Source organism: Brevibacillus massiliensis (assembly GCF_000311785.1).
Classification (GTDB): Bacteria; Bacillota; Bacilli; order Brevibacillales; family Brevibacillaceae; genus Brevibacillus_C; species Brevibacillus_C massiliensis.
Window position 1 is genome coordinate 1 of the sequence record NZ_HE978535.1, and the last position, 15,535, is coordinate 15,535.

Sequence of the window (15,535 nt, forward strand, 5' to 3'; positions counted from 1 at the left end):
AAAAAAACCGGTCAGGTAAGAGGGGGGAAAAAATGTTTGCAAAGGACTTATCTATCGAAAAACTGCTATCCTTTTATCCGGATGAAGGCAAAATTTTCTTTAAGGATTTTCGGACAATTCTAATTGGGACTGATGCCATGGGTACTTTACGGAAAGATCTCATTTCCGCATTGGGAATGGATCGGGCAAAAAGGTTTTTGCTGCGATATGGTTGGCATTGCGGAACCAATGATGCCATCCATATTAAAGGAATGTTTTCCTCGGAGAATGACTCCGAGTGGCTTTTTGCAGGTCCTGTCACTCACTCGATTATCGGACATGTTCTTGCTAAACCGATCGAGCTTTGGGGCAATAGGGAAACAGGCGAGTTTTACGAGGAAGGAATCTGGTACAATTCATATGAAGCAGAACAGCATATTAAGCATTTCGGCTATCATCATGAGCCAGTATGCTCGACTTTAATTGGTTATGCGGGTGGGTATTGCAGCCAATATTTAGGCCGGAAGGTGATCTTTAAAGAGGTGGAGTGCGTCGGTAAAGGTGACCCCCATTGTCGATATATAGGCAAACCCATTGAAGATTGGGAAACCGAAATCCAAAGTGAATTGCTTTTCTATGAAGAGGAGAATTTGGCCATTGAATTGGACAGAGCTTATCGCCGGATTGAAAAACAGAAGGATGAATTAAAGAACGTCCTGAGAATCAATGAAAGATTATCGAACGTCTTAATCCAAGGCGAGGGGTTAGCCACGATTGTTAAAGTGTTGGGCGAGAACCTCCGCACAACGGTTGTATTAGAAGATAAAAATTTTAACTTGCTTGAATCATTTGGCCACTATATCCCTCACCCTTTCATGAAGTTTATTCAATTACCCGTCAGGAAACAAGCACAAAGGATCCAGCGATTAATCCAAGAAAAGAGAACCGTTCACCTTTCTGTTCCCGACCATATCGGTTGGAAGCATGAACGTCTCATCTCTCCTATCTTATTGAAGAATGAAATATGCGGATTTCTCTCCTTGATCAAACAACAGGACACGTTTAATGAAATGGAAGTCATTTCGTTGGAACGAGCTTCTAGCATTTGTGCGGCCCAGTTCCTTAATGAGTGGACCACCATTGAAGCGGAACAGCGCATTAAAGGAGAATTGCTTGATGAGCTCATGATGGAAAATCCCAATATAGAAAATCTTTTCTACAGGATGAAATTAATGGGTTACGATCCGGACAAACCTCATTATGTCTTTGTCTTCAGCCTGCAACAGAACCATGATAGCCATATTCAACAATGGGAGTCCTATTTGATGGAATTAAGTAAAAGGATAGCGGATGCCATCCACGATCAGTTGAAATTGTATGGTAGAAACTATCTTGTTTCCAGAAGACTGGATAAAATTAGTGTCCTTATTCCCGAAGATATATTGAACAAAACGAAGCTTGAATCTAAGGCCTTCGGAGAATTAATGGTGAATCTCATTAGCACCATCAATAAAGATTTCAGGATTATTCTTGGTATTAGTTCGCTTTGCAATGGGATAAGTACATTTCGAATGGGGTACGAAGAGGCTATCAAGGCTATTGAAATGGCACAAACAGGGAGATTGAAATCAAATGTGATTTCCTTTGATGAACTGGGGTTTTTGGGCATTCTTCTTCATGCAAAAGACGCACAACATTTGGAGATTTTTGCCATGAGACTTCTTAAGGATTTAGTGAAGTACGATCAGGAAAAAGGAACCGAATTATTAAAAACGCTATATATTTTTTTAGAAAACCAGGGAAATATCCATAATACGTCCCAAGAAATGATGATTTCAATCGGTGGGCTTAGATATCGTCTCAAACGTATTCAGGAGATCAGCAAGATTGACCTGACAAGGGAAAGGGACTTATTCGATAAGCATTTAGCATTGAAAATACTTTTATTTTATGGATTATTCAAAATATAGATAAAAATAAGACTCCAATCTGTAAAAGGATAAGGAGTCTTTTTTTATCGAATTTGTATGATTCGTATAAAAAACTATTGTGTTTTTATACATAACATTCAAACAAAAAACAACAAAACAGAAATAGTTTTCAATATATTAAATAAATAGAAATTTCAGAAATTAAATATTACTATTATCACCGTAGGAACCAAAAAACATTTCGTGGAGGAGATAACGTGGCAAATACCAAGGTAACAGCAAAGTTTTTAAAAACAGGGGAAATGTTTAAGGAGAGCCTTCGAGATGGCCGAACCGTTTATTACAAAGGGGAGTTAATTCCCGATGTGACGGCCCATCCGGCTACCAAAGGCGGCATCGATATTATGGCTAAAATCTATGATGCCCAGCATAATCCTGAAACTCAAGATATGCTTACTTATTTTGATCCCAAGCTGGGAGAACGCGTTAGCAGAGCTTGGATGCTCCCGAGAACAAAAGAAGATTTAAAAAGCCGGCGAGAACTGACCGATTATATCGCATGGGAAACCTTTGGCGTATTTGGTCGTCCTTTTGACCTTGCACCTCTCGTTCCTGTGGGAATGGCAGCGCATCTCTCCAAATTCCGCAGCAAAAGACCCGAGTACGCAGAAAATGTTCTACACTATATTGAATATGCTCAGAAAAATAATTTGATGGGACCGGAAGTCTTGGTTGATCCTCAAAATGATCGTTCGAAAGCAGCTGCGGGTGGAGCCCGGATGTTCGATGATGAATTGGGAACGAAAATCAAAGGAGGAGACTCCACACCCGCTTTGCTCCGGGTGGTGAAGGAGACAGAAGAAGGGATCTATATTAGTGGGGCAAAGGCTGTCGGCTCCATTGCTTCCCAAGGAAATGAAATGATTCTTTCCAACCTGATACGACCAGGGTTGTTACCGGAAGAATCGTTATGGCTAGCTGTTCCGATAAATGCGCCAGGCATCCATATTGTATGTCGTGAAACAGTATCTGCAGATTCTTCCAGTTCCTATGACCATCCTGTAAAATCCCGTGGGGAAGAAATGGATTCCTTCCTGATTTTTGATAACGTTTTCGTGGAAAAATGGAGAATCTTCAATTACGGGGTTCCGGAACTGAATGAGTTGTACGGTGATGTAGTGCTCGGCGTACATTGGAACGTTCTCTCTCGCTTGGCTTCCAAAGCGGAGATGTATGCGGGAGCGGCTCAGTTGATTGTCGATGCATTGGGAACAGGGAAAATTCCAGGCGTACGTTCCATCGTATCGAACGTCATCCATTATGCGCAAACCCTTCGCGCTTACGTTCTGGCCGCCGAAGAACTGGCCCAATTGACCGAGGATGATGTGATGTGGCCCGATGTGAACATGCTTACGGCCGGGCGCCTCCATGGAATTGAGAAATACCCTGAAATTATTCATAATCTGCAGGAACTGTGTGGCCAAGGGTTGGTGATGAGGTTTTCTGAAAAGGATTATGAACATCCATTTATCGGAAGGAAATTAGAAGAGCTATTGTTCGGACGTGATCTGACTTCCAAGCAGAAGAACCTGTTAATGAACTTCATTTGGGATATTACAACGGATTCGCACGCCGGACGTGTTGCGCTGTTTGAAAACGTAAATGCGCTTCCAGCTCCATTATTGCGTGAACGTTTATACCATGAATACGATAGGTCTTTTTTCATGCACAAAATTCGTAAATCCATTGGGCTTCCTCTATAAACATCATTGTATACGGAGTTGATATGAAAGTGGATACGAACCAAAGTATGTTTAAAGATGTTTATATCAAGGGGATGGATGTTGATATCCATCTCCTGACTAAAGGGAATCAAAATGGGATACCGTTGATTTTTCTGCCGGGCATTACAAGCTATTGCAACTCCTTTCTGGATGTGTTGAAGCGAATCCCTGAGGAATATTACTGTTTGTCAGTGGATCTTCGAGGAAGAGGAAAATCTACTTGGCCCTCCCAAGGATATTTATTAAAAAATTACATGGATGACTTACTTTATGTTGTAAATTATGTGATTTCGAATCCGATCTCACCATTTTTAATTGGACATTCCATGGGGGCTCGAATTGCTGCAGCTTTTGGAAGTCAATTCCCGAAATTACTATCGGGCATCGTGCTAGTTGACCCGCCGATTCATGGACCGGGTCAAAGAGAAGAATATCCTACGCCGTTAGCAGCATTCCTTGAACAAAAAAAGGCGGTGGATGAAGGAGTGATTAAACGATTTAATTCCTATTTTCCGCATTTCAATGAAGCACAATTAATACAACGGGCAGAAGAGTATAGAAATGTTGCCAAACAAGCCATTATCGAATCGTATCATTCATTTAAAAAAGAACCATTGCACGTTTATATCAAATCGCTTTCGATTCCGTCCTTATTATTGCAGGCAGAACTGGGAGACACCATCAGGGATGAGGAAGCGGAACTGATTAAAAGGATTAATCCCAATATGGGAACCTGCAAAGTAAAGGGTTCAGGCCATATGATTTACAAGGAAAAACCTGATGAATTTATTCATTACACATTAGATTTTGTTAATGATACGCTCAACCTCTAGTTCGTTGGATTTTAGGTATCAGGAGGGATCAAATTTGAAGAAAAATTACCGAATCGGCCTTATTGTTCCAAGCTCAAATACAACCATGGAAACGGAAATTCCCACGATGCTGCGCTGGAGAGAGCAGGTGGATGAGGAAGTCTCGTTTACGTTTCATTCCAGTAGGATGCGGATGAAGCACGTGACAAAAGAAGAACTGACGAAAATGGACCAAGAAAGTGACCGCTGTGCAGCAGAGCTATCAGATTCCCGCTGTGATGCACTTGCTTACGCCTGTTTAGTTGCGATCATGGCCCAAGGTCCAGGATATCATGTATCATCTGAGGAACGTTTATCGAAAATTGCACAGGAAAATGGGGGAGCAGCACCGGTTATTAGCAGTGCGGGAGCACTAATAACCGGAATACAGGCAATTGGCGCAAGAAAAGCAGCATTGATTGCCCCCTATATGAAGCCTTTAACCCAAATGGTGATTAACTATATCGAATCAGCAGGAATCGAAGTGACAGACTCAATCAGTTTAGAGGTAGCGGATAACCTGGAGGTAGGGAAGCTAGATCCTATGAATTTAATTGAAATTGCCGATCAATTGGATCTTAGCAACACAGAAGCGATCGTTTTGTCCGCATGCGTACAAATGCCGTCACTTCCTGCAATTCAAGTTGTTGAAGATCGTTTAGGACTGCCTGTCCTTTCAGCTGCTACGTCAACGGTGTTTAAATTATTAAGCAAATTAAACATAAAACCTTACGTTCCCAATGCGGGAAAGTTATTATCAGGTGATGTTCATTCTTTCTAATGTGGAGGTGAGATCCCTGAATATTGAGGATATCCTTCGAATCAAAGCTATGATATCTGACGAATTGGACTATTTCTACAATAGAATACAAGAATGCGAACACTCAAAATGGATCTTATTATCCAAAAAAGAAAAAATTATGAAAGATCAAGTGGAAAATGGAATGAATGATTTCCATGAACAAGAGCTTAGAAATATTGCGGAGGAGCTCAATAGATTTAAAGCTGAGAAACATTTTTTAGTAAAAAAGATTAACAAATTAGAGGTAAAGAATAAGCAGTTTTTATCTGATTTTTTGAAAAAATTAGATGTCGAATAGCGACAACCTTGCAGCTGTGAAAGGAGGAGAATGAATGCAAGAAGTAAAAGATAAATTTCGCGAATCCATGAGTCGATTGGCTAGTGGAGTAACCGTTGTAATGACTGAAGTGGACGGCCGACCTTGGGGGCTAACCGTAAGTGCGTGTTGCTCGTTATCGATGGAACCGCCTCTTATTTTAGTAAGTCTAGCAACGAAGGCAGCAAGTACTCAAGCCATCATCAATTTTAACCGATTTAGCGTCAGTATCCTCGCGGAGGATCAAGTGGAAGTAGCAAAATTAGGGGCGAAACCAGGCGCTCCAAAGTTTTTTGAGGATTTTGTGGAAACTGATGATGGTTTTCATTACGACGTTAAAGATGCACTGGCAAATATTCACTGTAGGGTGGAACAGATAATCCCTGCAGGTGATCATACCATTTTTATAGGATATGTTGAAAACGTATTATTAGGTGAAGAAAAATCTCCATTACTTTATTTTGGTAGACAATTTGGAGTGTTTAACACGGGTTTAACGGGTTAAACAAAAATAAATACGATCCAGGATTGGTGTACCTGATCTTGTGATGGTTACGGGAGGGGTATCATGGCAGCAATACTTAAGGATGATGAAGTTTTTTTTAAAGAAAGAGGATTTGGAAAACAATTAGGCTTCGGCAATAAGCCAGGCTTGATCGTAGTCGATTTGATTATTGGGTTTACCGATCCAACGATGCCTATGGGATCTGACCTTACCGAGCAAATTGAAAATACCAATATTTTATTAGACCGTGTGCACCAAATGGGGTTCCCCGTATACTTTACAGCGATTTCTTATGATGATGATACATTTGCTGACTCAGGGATATGGTATAAGAAGATGGAGGGTTTAAAGACCCTGAAATCCGGTACCGAGGCGGTAAAGGTGGATCCAAGATTGAATAAACGGCCAGGGGATGGATTAATTATTAAAAAATATGCCTCGGCATTCTTTGGGACGGATCTGATCGCTCGACTAAACACAAACCATGTGGATACCGTGGTTATCGTAGGATGTACAACCAGCGGATGCATTCGTTCCACCGTTGTTGATGCTTTGCAATATGGGTATAGGCCGATTGTTGTAGAAGATGCAGTAGGTGACCGTTCATTGGCATCACATGAACAGAGTCTTTTTGATATGCGCCAAAAATATGCAGAAATTCTTAAAACCACGGAAGTGGTAGATACGATATCCTCAATATATAGCAAATGATTAGTTCGGAATCACGTGAAACTTAAATAGAGCTTGTAAGCGGGGGTATTACAAGCTCATCGTTTCCTAAACATGGCCGTGATCTATCACGGTGGGGGTGTGCCATGGAATGTTACAAGGACTTGTATGATGGAAAGTTGAATGGATTGGAATCAGGAACGTATATCGCCATTGGGACATTTGATGGTGTACACAAGGGACATCAAGAGCTCATAAGAAGAGTTGTAAAGGAAAGTAAAAACAATTATGGCAAGAGCTTAGTCATTACATTTGATCCCCTGCCAAAAGAATTTTTTAGTAGCGAACCTTCTATTCGTTTGACTACTTCTTCTATAAGGGCGGAACGGATCGCGTCATTGGGCGTGGATATTTTACTTGAGTATACCTTTAATGATCAGTTTTCAAGAATTCGAGCAAATGAATTTTTAACAAATATTCTAGTTCCATTGAACCCAAAGAAAATATTTATAGGTAGGGATTTTAAATTTGGCTATAAAGGATCAGGTGAACTTTCAGATTTGCTTCAGGCTGGGAAAAGGTATGGATTTGAGGTAGAGTTGTTGGATTTTGTGTTTTCCCGCAATCAACGTATATCCAGTACAAGAATACGCGAAGCAATTCGTGCTGGTGATATCGAGCTGGCTAATCAGCTGATGGGAAAGCGCCACGAGATTCATGGTTCCATGGTAAGAGCTATTCATGAATCAAAGCTGTTATTTTTACCTTACAACAACGTCATAATCCCACCGAACGGAGAGTATATGGTTTCTCTTTATTATCGGGATAAGGAACATTTTACAACAGCGAGGATTATGGAAGGCAACCAACCTTTAGAAGTTAAATGGTCAAAATCTTTTCTCCATGATGATCTTCATTCAAATGTTGCGCTTTGCTTTTTGAATTCTATGTCTATGGTAGAAAGAGGTGTTTATATTGAATCATTTATTTGACGAAATGGTAGATTTATTTAGGGCCGAACTTCAATTATGCAACTTAAAACCTACAGAAACAATGGCTGTGTTAACCTCTGGAGAGACCCGGGCCGATTATGCCAAAGCATTTTTAAAGGCTGCTTCGCAAATTGGCGCAAACGCTTACGAACTGAAACTCCCGCCAGCGAACAGAGGAATGGCAGGCTCATTCGGCATCACTCCCATAACAGACAATCGGGTTGCGGTAGAATGTTTGAAGAAGGCGGATCTGGTCATTGATTTAGTTCTCCTTCTATTTTCAAAAGAACAGTTGGAACTTCAAAACGAAGGCGTAAGAATATTAATGGTCGTCGAACCTTTTGATGTGATCAAAAGAATGTTTCCCAAAGAAAGTGATAAGCAAAGGGTGCTTTATGCCACAGAGCTCTTAAAAAACGCGAAGGAACTAAGATTCACCAATCAGGCGGGTACCGATGTTCAATACCAGTTGGGGCAATATCCAGTCCTTGTCGAATATGGTTTTGCCGACCAGCCGGGAAAATGGGATCACTTGCCAAGCTGTTTTGCTGCCACTTCGGGCAATGATGGTGGAGTGGAGGGGATTGTCGTGATGGACAAAGGAGACATTTTCTTCCCTTTTAACCGGTATATACAGGATCCCGTAAGTTTAACCATCAAAGATGGCTTTGTCACAAAGATCGAAGGAGGATTTGACGCCATGCTGATGAGAGAGTATATCGAAAGCTTTCATGACCCTCGAGCATACGCAATATCTCACATCGGCTGGGGACTTAACGACCGTGCCCAATGGCATAGTTTGGCATTGGACAATCAGGTATTCGGCATGGATGGACGCGCGTTCTATGGAAATGTCCTATTCTCCTTGGGTCCCAATTCTGAATTGGGCGGAACGAACGATACTCCTTGCCATCTTGATTTGCCGATGAAAAATTGTACCTTATACCTTGACGGTAAATTAATTGTGAAAGACGGAGATATTGTGATCGATGAGATGAAACCTGTTACACCAGAGCAAGTTTAGGATTTGTTGAATGATCATTTTTTCTTAGGTTTTACGAGGTTTTATAGGCTCTTAGGTCGAATTGAAATGCGAGGAAAATGCGAATTTCTCGCAAAGATCAGAAGCACGGATAGGCCGGGAGGAGTCAGCACTTCGTTAGTCAATGATTAAATCATGAAAAATGGCGAGAAAAACAATTACAATTTTCACCTGTTTTGGATTTTTTACAGTACGCAAATAAGAAGTCCTCCTGAAAACCTTATTTTCTGACTTGTATAACAAAGAGATTCGACAAGAAAGACAAAAGCCTCCCCATGTTGGGAGGCAAAATTTCCAATCCTAATAGGGTGAGTTTTCGTATTTTTGCCTTGCTTCTTCAATAGTTTTGTAATCGAACGTCCTGTAGATCGACCTTACCAACTCTTGAATCTGTTTCTGAGAATACCCCAATTCCTCAGCCCCGATTATCGCATAGCCTAGACAGGCGTTGTTACTCCATTCCTGAGGTTCCACATGTCAAGTTCTATGAGCTTCCTCAGATGCTGTGACTTATTACCGTTTTCATTGGCATGGTTGTTGCTTTCATAAAGAGACATAGCGAAGTAAGAATCATGTCATGGAGGAATGTTCTTTGAAAAAAACGTGATTTGTCTTTCTTTCTACTCCTGTACCAGCACCTAATGGATCGAGCAAGCCGATGGACCCAGCAATTCCTTTGTGGGCCGACTGGATTTCCGCTGGCGGTAATCATATGAACGATCCGGTTATGCTCTCTGTTGACAAGACAGCCACAGTGCAGAAACGGCAGCAGTTGCAGGCCGGGCAATAAACCCGATTCGAACCACCATACCGGTTCCTGCTGTTTCAGGGACGGCCCTGTTCATGCCATCCTTGGTAGAAGCGGCCGCCGGTCTCGGTGTCAAATTTGTTTCGGTGTTTCCGAATAACAAGAAACTTGGAAAAAAGACCATATACGGGGTCATGGTCCTGTCAGATGTGGAGAACATCGGAACCGCTTGCCCTGTTGGAGGCGTCCTATTTAACTGCACTTCGAACGGGTGCTGCTACCGGTCTCGCAACCAAACACCTGGCGCGCTCCGACGCAAAAGTGCTCGGGGTGATCGGCACTGGAGTGCAATCCAGAGGGATCATTTCCGCTATCCGTGAGGTGAGGTCAATCGAATTTTGCGCCGAGCACATCGGCTCAGGGGTACATGTGAACGCCGTTGGTTCATTTCGTCCCGACATGCAGGAACTGCCGGGAGAATTATTTGTCAGACGTCCGAAAGTGGTGGTCGAATCGGTTGAGGCAGCGCTAGAGGAAACGGGCGATTTGCTCATCCCTATGGAACAGGGACTTTTTAGTGAATCATTGCTGTACGCAGAGCTGGGCGATATTGTGGCAGGCAAAAAAAGGGCCGCGAAAATCGGGAAGAAGTTACGATTTTTAAGTCGGTCGGGTTGGCTGCAATGGATGTTGTAGTTGGTAAAGCTCTTTACGACCGTGCTGTGGCACTCAAGCTTGGGCAGCAAGTACCACTTTAACGGGGAAGTTTCAGACAAAACCCCTTGAGACAATTGTAGTCCAAGGGGTTTCCTTCATATGGAGATGAAATCTAAGCACCAGTGTTTTGTTGTGCATACATGCTGCTGATCGTTCTCCGTCCTTTCTCAATGTAGGGGTCGAATTGGATAACAGCGTGTTCACGGACAACTTCTACCTTTTTCATCGCTGTTTGCAGCAGTTTTTTCTCGGGAAGCTTTCCGAACTCGTCGGCAATCGAGAGCCCGGCAACCGTCCCTTGAGCTGCAGCCACTTTGGCACTTTCAATGCCTGTAATGTTTCCGGCCACGTAAAGTCCTGCGACAGGTGTCTGCATGCGTTCATTGTGCAACGGTATATGGCCACCAAGCTCCGGGAGGTAAGCAAACGGGCAGCCTGCCACCGCTGCAAGCTCAACAAGCGGAGAAAGTCCGCCAGCAATGCAAACGAAGTCGGCTGGAATTACTTTTTCCGTTCCCAAGACCGGTTCTCCTTTGGTGTTGACCTTCACGATTTTGACGCCTTCCACCTGCTTGTCACCAAAAATCTCCAGAGCGGCTACTTTTACCTGTATGGGGATTCCCCACATCCGAATGCCGCTGCTGGGCAGGAACGAAAGCGCCAGCTTTAGCATGGCTTCCGATTTGATCAGTTTGCTGCCAAGTCTGATGAAGGTGGATGGGGCGAGGTGGGCCAAACGCAACATGGACTGCATCACTTTCTCCGGGTTTCCCGAATCCTTGGTTAAAAGATTTCGGGCAGGAAGCACTATTCTGTCGACATGAATTCCTGCCAATTGCAGTTCGCGCGCGATTGCCAACGATAACACATTAACACCTATGACAATGCCGCGGTTCCCCACTTTTACCCGCTGAACGTTGGTCATGACTTGAGCTGCTCCAATCGACATGACGCCTGGAAGAGTCCAATCAGGCAGAGGGATGGTAGTCTCAGCTGCTCCGGTAGCCAGGAGCAGCTTGGGCACCTCAATGATTCCACGGGTAGTCGAAACACGCCAGCCCGTTTCCGTTTTTGCCACGTCGTACACAGAGACTCCGCAGTCGATATGGACGCCAAGGTTTTTCGCCTGTTCAACCAGACGTTTGGCTTCAGCCATGCCGTTCCACCAACTGCCGTCCGGCTCTTCATGCAACTGTCCGAGCAGTCGGCCGCCGGGGAGAGTAAATTCGTCGAGAATGTTTACCTGTAGACCATGCTGTGCACAGGCTATACCTGCTGAAAGGCCGGCCGGACCTGCGCCTACGATCAGGACATCCGTCATCGATGCTCTCCTCCTTTCTTCAGAGGGGAAGGAAGTTGGACGCTTGATTCAACATTCATGCCTTCTTCAACAAGTGTGAGGCATGCGCGTTTTCCTTGAACACCGTTTACTGTCACACGGCATTCAAAGCAGTGTCCGATGTTGCAGTAAATGCCGCGAGGAGTTCCTTTTTCTTCGTGCACGCGCAACGTACGTACCCCATTGGCAAGCAACGCGGCGGCAATCGTTTCAGATTCGTATGCCATATAAGTGTTGCCGTCAAAGCGAAAGGAGAGTGATTTGCGATTCTGCATGGCTCCTAGAATAGGGTGTTGTTCAATTCTCCCAAATGTCATTTTTTCCCTCCAAGAAGATCAAAGGTAACGGGGCGAACGGGAGGCTGATAACTGAGCGGTACGGCATCCCCAGGCGCGATTCCGGTTACCTCTTTGACTACCATGTCAATTAGATTGCGGCATGTCCGGCCTCCGCAGTATCCCATCCCGGCTCTGGTTCTGAGTTTTAGTTCCCGAGACGAACACTGATAGGAATTTGCTGTCTCTTGCAACTCCTGCAAGGTAACTTCTTCACAACGGCAGACTACGATTTGATTTGGCTCCATGACGATATTCCTCCTGATTTGTAGGTGATTGTGAAGAGGTATGATCACACTATCTCCAAATGCAAAAAACATGCCGAGAATTTTCTCGACATGTCATGACGGGACGTCTGTATCAAAGTTGGAGCTTGTTTTTTTTGGCGAGATCGGAATGTTCAATTTATGCATTCGATTGTACAGAGTTTTGCGGGAGATCCCCAGTCTTTTCGCAGCCGCTTGTTTGTTACCGTTCTCCAGCTCCAGCGCGTGCAGAATCTTGTTTCGATCATGTTGATCTCGCTCCTCTCGCAGATGCAGTAGGTCCGAGCCAAATAGAGCCGGATTTGTTTTGGGCTTTGGCGCCAGTGAGAAGGGGAGATACTCTTCGCTGATCATCCCGTCTGTAGCAAAAACCACCAGCCGTTCCGCCGTATTGCGCAGTTCCCGGATATTACCCGGCCAGTGGTAATCCAACAGATGATGCATCAGGTTGGGAGAGATACCTTGAATCGGGCGATTGTACTGCATGGAAAATTCGTATAAAAAGAACTGAAACAGTTCAATGATGTCTTCTTTTCGTTCACGGAGTGGTGGGATCGTCAGACTAAACACATTTAGTCGATAATACAAATCCTCGCGAAACTTTCCTTCGGCGATGAGTGACGTTAAATCCCGATTGGTAGCGGCGACCACCCGGAAATCCGCTTCGATTTTTTTTGTTCCACCTACGGGATAATAGGCTTTTTCTTGCAACACTCGTAGCAGCTTAACCTGCATATCGAGAGGCATTTCGCCTATCTCATCGAGGAACAGGGTCCCGCCTCGGGCCAGTTCAATCATCCCTTTTTTCCCTTTTGATCGGCTCCAGAGAAAGCCCCTTTTTCATACCCGAATAATTCGCTTTCAAATAATGTAGGAGGAATCGCTCCGCAGTTAATTTCCACGAAGGGGGCACCTTTCTCTTCCCTGATATGGTGGAGAGCCCTCGCAAACAGCTCTTTTCCTACACCGCTTTCCCCCAAAATCAGCAAGGTGGTTTTCGTGGAAACCAGCTTGCTGATCATGTTTTTAATATGGGTAATGGCCTTGCTTTTTCCTTTGATTTCATAGAACGGGTCAGAGGAAGGCTTGAGCTTTGCCATTTCTTGCTGCAGGTGATGCACCTTTTTGGTGGCATCGTATAGTTCCTGATTTAAGCGTACTTGACTAGTAATATCGGTTTCAGTCGCGACCGCACCAATGATTTTCCCGTTGAGGCGAATCGGATTGGTGTTGATCACCACAAACAGGTCTTCGCGCGGCTGATGATGCTTTCGATAAACCGCTTCGCCCGTCTGCAGCGTTTTGAGCATTGCCAGCATCTCGGCTGAAAAGAAATTTGTAATCGGCTTACCCAGGAGTTCCTTTGCCTTGAGGGAAAAGATTTGCTCTGCCACTTGCGACCAAACGACCACATTGGAGTTTTCATCAATCACGGAAATCGACAAATCGAGGGTTTCAATCAGTGTCGTGAAGTACGCCTCCAGGTACTGAAACGACTGAAAGACTGCCTGCATGACGTCGGTTTGATGTAGACATCCAACCAATTGGCCACTTGCATCCGTCACCCAAAGGGGATCGCTCTGTTGAAAAAGGGGAATTGCGTAGGACAAGGGGGCGTCTATGGGGACGGACAACCTCTGGGTATTCGATTGCCAACTGTTTCTGTTTTCATCGGGTACTTTTTGGATCAACTGTTCCCAAGGCGGAAGTTTATGTTTCAAGAGCACTCACCACTTCTCATTAGTGTGTAAAAAGATTCGTAGTTTCACAGTGACTTACACATATTTTAGCATTTGTGTGAAAATTTTTACACATTCTTTTTTGGTCTACTTCGTTTTCTGCGTTGGCACGCGCCTTGCTCTGTACTTAAATAGAAAATAACAATTATTACTTAGGGAGATCCAACATCATGAACAGATCCCATTTCGAAGTAGCGGTCATAGGTGGCGGTATTATCGGCAGTGCGATCGCCTATTTTGTGGCGAAAGATGGACTGAGTGTCACAATTTTGGAAAGGGGAGATTTAGTCAGCGGGACATCCTCACGATGTGACGGCAATATCCTGGCAATTGATAAAGACCCAGGTTTTGACAGCCAAATGTCTTTAAAAAGTCAGCAACTGGTACATCAATTGAGCAAGGAACTGCGGTTGCCTTTTGAGTATCGGGCTCCTGGCAGCATCCTGGTGTGTGAGAGCGAAGAGGAAATGGTGGCTGCGGAAAAATGGGTTAGGCGCCAGAATGAAGCCGGTCTGGCTTTCCGTATCATCGACCGCCAGGATCTCAAGCAGGAATCGCCGTTTTTCGCAGATGACCTATTGGGGGGAGTGGAATGCGCAACGGACTCGTTGGTAAATCCGTACATGTTTACCTTCGCTTTATGTGATGGCGCACAACAGTACGGGGCACAAATCTTGACGAAAACAGAGGTTACGGGCATCAAAAAGGATGCCGAGGGTTTCTTCCGGATTGACTCTACGCGCGGGGAGATAACTGCCAAAAAGGTTGTCAACGCCGCGGGGGTCTGGGCGCCTCGCATCGGTGCAATGGTGGGAATTGATATTCCTATCCGGCCGCGAAAAGGACATCTGATCGTAGCATCAAGACAGGTGCCTGTCGGACAGAGAAACGTGATGGAATTCGGTTATCTTTTGTCCAAATTTGGCGGGCAAAGAAAGGTGGATCCGGATACGGAAAAATACGGCGTAGCGCTCGTATTTGAGCCTACGGAGAGCCAAAACTTCCTCATCGGGAGCAGCCGTCAATTTGTCGGCTTTCACACGAAAGCGGACATGAACGTTGTGCGTGTCATCGCGCGCAGAGCGATTCGATTTTATCCCAAAATGGCTGACATGAACGTCATCCGTACGTATACGGGACTTCGACCGTGGACGGAAGACCATTTGCCGATCGTATCGCAAGTAGCCGAGATTCCAGGTTTTTATATCGCGGCCGGACATGAAGGAGACGGAATCAGCTTGGCTGCGGTTACAGGCAAGCTCATAGCGGAACTGATCGCGGAGAAATCAGAAACGATTATTCCAACAGAACCGCTTCGTCTCCATCGTTTTTCCAAGAAAGGAGGTGAAACGTGAAATGGGAGTACACGAGACGCGTGATCTGCCACAACACAAAGAAGCCATCATAATGGAAGCCACCTGTCCAACGAGGGGCAGTTGAAGATTATTTAAGGTGGTGATTCCAATGAACGAATCCTTTATGACTTATCCGAATATTCCGATTTAAGCTGCAGATTCTAA

16 protein-coding genes and 1 pseudogene are annotated in these 15,535 nt (G+C 44.4%); 12 read left to right on the forward strand and 5 right to left on the reverse strand.

The genetic code is table 11. The features are described from left to right. From HGBM_RS00045 to HGBM_RS26110, 11 genes and pseudogenes are all read left to right on the forward strand, one after another. Nucleotides 1–1,949, forward strand: a 1,949-nt coding sequence (locus HGBM_RS00045; protein WP_019119057.1) for a XylR N-terminal domain-containing protein, incomplete at its 5' end; no start/stop codon positions are given. Between the two features lie 218 nt (nucleotides 1,950–2,167). After that, nucleotides 2,168–3,673: a 4-hydroxyphenylacetate 3-hydroxylase N-terminal domain-containing protein gene (locus HGBM_RS00050; RefSeq protein WP_019119058.1), complete on the forward strand. Its 1,506-nt coding sequence runs from the start codon at nucleotides 2,168–2,170 to the stop codon at nucleotides 3,671–3,673. Between the two features lie 23 nt (nucleotides 3,674–3,696). After that, complete coding sequence (locus HGBM_RS00055) at nucleotides 3,697–4,527, forward strand: alpha/beta fold hydrolase (RefSeq protein WP_019119059.1); 831 nt, start codon at nucleotides 3,697–3,699, stop codon at nucleotides 4,525–4,527. 34 nt (nucleotides 4,528–4,561) lie between these two features. Next, nucleotides 4,562–5,326 (forward strand): maleate cis-trans isomerase family protein, encoded by a 765-nt coding sequence (locus HGBM_RS00060; protein ID WP_019119060.1) that lies wholly within the window; start codon nucleotides 4,562–4,564, stop codon nucleotides 5,324–5,326. A 139-nt stretch (nucleotides 5,327–5,465) separates the two neighbouring features. After that, nucleotides 5,466–5,645, forward strand: a complete 180-nt coding sequence (locus tag HGBM_RS31240) for a hypothetical protein (protein WP_147512755.1) — start codon at nucleotides 5,466–5,468, stop codon at nucleotides 5,643–5,645. 34 nt (nucleotides 5,646–5,679) lie between these two features. Next, nucleotides 5,680–6,168 (forward strand): flavin reductase family protein, encoded by a 489-nt coding sequence (locus tag HGBM_RS00070; RefSeq protein ID WP_019119062.1) that lies wholly within the window; start codon nucleotides 5,680–5,682, stop codon nucleotides 6,166–6,168. A gap of 63 nt (nucleotides 6,169–6,231) precedes the next feature. Further along, a complete protein-coding gene (locus HGBM_RS00075) occupies nucleotides 6,232–6,879 on the forward strand; it encodes an isochorismatase family protein (RefSeq protein WP_019119063.1) in 648 nt (215 codons plus the stop codon). A gap of 104 nt (nucleotides 6,880–6,983) precedes the next feature. Then, nucleotides 6,984–7,829, forward strand: a complete 846-nt coding sequence (locus HGBM_RS26105) for an FAD synthetase family protein (protein ID WP_019119064.1) — start codon at nucleotides 6,984–6,986, stop codon at nucleotides 7,827–7,829. After that, nucleotides 7,804–8,853: a 2,5-dihydroxypyridine 5,6-dioxygenase NicX family protein gene (locus HGBM_RS00085; RefSeq protein ID WP_390620946.1), complete on the forward strand. Its 1,050-nt coding sequence runs from the start codon at nucleotides 7,804–7,806 to the stop codon at nucleotides 8,851–8,853. The genes HGBM_RS26105 and HGBM_RS00085 overlap by 26 nt, the downstream gene beginning before the upstream one ends. Nucleotides 8,854–9,708: 855 nt before the next feature. Continuing rightward, nucleotides 9,709–9,999 (forward strand): hypothetical protein, encoded by a 291-nt coding sequence (locus HGBM_RS32345; RefSeq protein WP_425358554.1) that lies wholly within the window; start codon nucleotides 9,709–9,711, stop codon nucleotides 9,997–9,999. Further along, nucleotides 9,896–10,377 (forward strand): annotated as a pseudogene (locus tag HGBM_RS26110) (ornithine cyclodeaminase family protein); the annotation flags it as partial. The gene HGBM_RS32345 and the pseudogene HGBM_RS26110, both read left to right, overlap by 104 nt. A 71-nt stretch (nucleotides 10,378–10,448) precedes the next feature. Here the strand turns inward: HGBM_RS26110 and HGBM_RS00105 are convergent. From HGBM_RS00105 to HGBM_RS31395, 5 genes are all read right to left on the reverse strand, one after another. Then, nucleotides 10,449–11,657, reverse strand: coding sequence for an NAD(P)/FAD-dependent oxidoreductase (locus HGBM_RS00105; protein WP_019119067.1), 1,209 nt, complete (start codon nucleotides 11,655–11,657; stop codon nucleotides 10,449–10,451). Then, nucleotides 11,654–11,992, reverse strand: coding sequence for a (2Fe-2S)-binding protein (locus tag HGBM_RS00110; RefSeq protein WP_019119068.1), 339 nt, complete (start codon nucleotides 11,990–11,992; stop codon nucleotides 11,654–11,656). Before HGBM_RS00110 ends, HGBM_RS00105 begins: the two co-directional genes overlap by 4 nt. After that, nucleotides 11,989–12,258 (reverse strand): (2Fe-2S)-binding protein, encoded by a 270-nt coding sequence (locus tag HGBM_RS00115; protein ID WP_019119069.1) that lies wholly within the window; start codon nucleotides 12,256–12,258, stop codon nucleotides 11,989–11,991. The genes HGBM_RS00110 and HGBM_RS00115 overlap by 4 nt, the downstream gene beginning before the upstream one ends. Before the next feature lie 93 nt (nucleotides 12,259–12,351). Continuing rightward, on the reverse strand, nucleotides 12,352–13,074 hold the full coding sequence (locus HGBM_RS31390) for a sigma 54-interacting transcriptional regulator (protein ID WP_051029553.1): 723 nt from the start codon (nucleotides 13,072–13,074) through the stop codon (nucleotides 12,352–12,354). Next, on the reverse strand, nucleotides 13,071–13,841 hold the full coding sequence (locus HGBM_RS31395; RefSeq protein WP_245552842.1) for a sigma 54-interacting transcriptional regulator: 771 nt from the start codon (nucleotides 13,839–13,841) through the stop codon (nucleotides 13,071–13,073). The genes HGBM_RS31390 and HGBM_RS31395 overlap by 4 nt, the downstream gene beginning before the upstream one ends. Nucleotides 13,842–14,185: 344 nt before the next feature. Here HGBM_RS31395 and HGBM_RS00125 point away from each other — a divergent pair, with 344 nt between their 5' ends. Continuing rightward, nucleotides 14,186–15,370 carry an NAD(P)/FAD-dependent oxidoreductase gene (locus HGBM_RS00125; protein WP_019119070.1) on the forward strand — a complete coding sequence of 395 codons (1,185 nt, stop codon included), beginning with the start codon at nucleotides 14,186–14,188 and terminating at the stop codon, nucleotides 15,368–15,370. Nucleotides 15,371–15,535 lie beyond the last annotated feature (165 nt).

Coding starts and splice junctions, on each gene's coding strand:
- HGBM_RS00105 (WP_019119067.1), bottom strand. CDS start 11,657: ATGACGGATGTCCTGATCGTAGGCGCAGGTCCGGCCGGCCTTTCAGCA.
- HGBM_RS00110 (WP_019119068.1), bottom strand. CDS start 11,992: ATGACATTTGGGAGAATTGAACAACACCCTATTCTAGGAGCCATGCAG.
- HGBM_RS00115 (WP_019119069.1), bottom strand. CDS start 12,258: ATGGAGCCAAATCAAATCGTAGTCTGCCGTTGTGAAGAAGTTACCTTG.
- HGBM_RS00070 (WP_019119062.1), top strand. CDS start 5,680: ATGCAAGAAGTAAAAGATAAATTTCGCGAATCCATGAGTCGATTGGCT.
- HGBM_RS00075 (WP_019119063.1), top strand. CDS start 6,232: ATGGCAGCAATACTTAAGGATGATGAAGTTTTTTTTAAAGAAAGAGGA.
- HGBM_RS31240 (WP_147512755.1), top strand. CDS start 5,466: ATGAAAGATCAAGTGGAAAATGGAATGAATGATTTCCATGAACAAGAG.
- HGBM_RS00125 (WP_019119070.1), top strand. CDS start 14,186: ATGAACAGATCCCATTTCGAAGTAGCGGTCATAGGTGGCGGTATTATC.
- HGBM_RS00055 (WP_019119059.1), top strand. CDS start 3,697: ATGAAAGTGGATACGAACCAAAGTATGTTTAAAGATGTTTATATCAAG.
- HGBM_RS26105 (WP_019119064.1), top strand. CDS start 6,984: ATGGAATGTTACAAGGACTTGTATGATGGAAAGTTGAATGGATTGGAA.
- HGBM_RS31390 (WP_051029553.1), bottom strand. CDS start 13,074: ATGATTGAACTGGCCCGAGGCGGGACCCTGTTCCTCGATGAGATAGGC.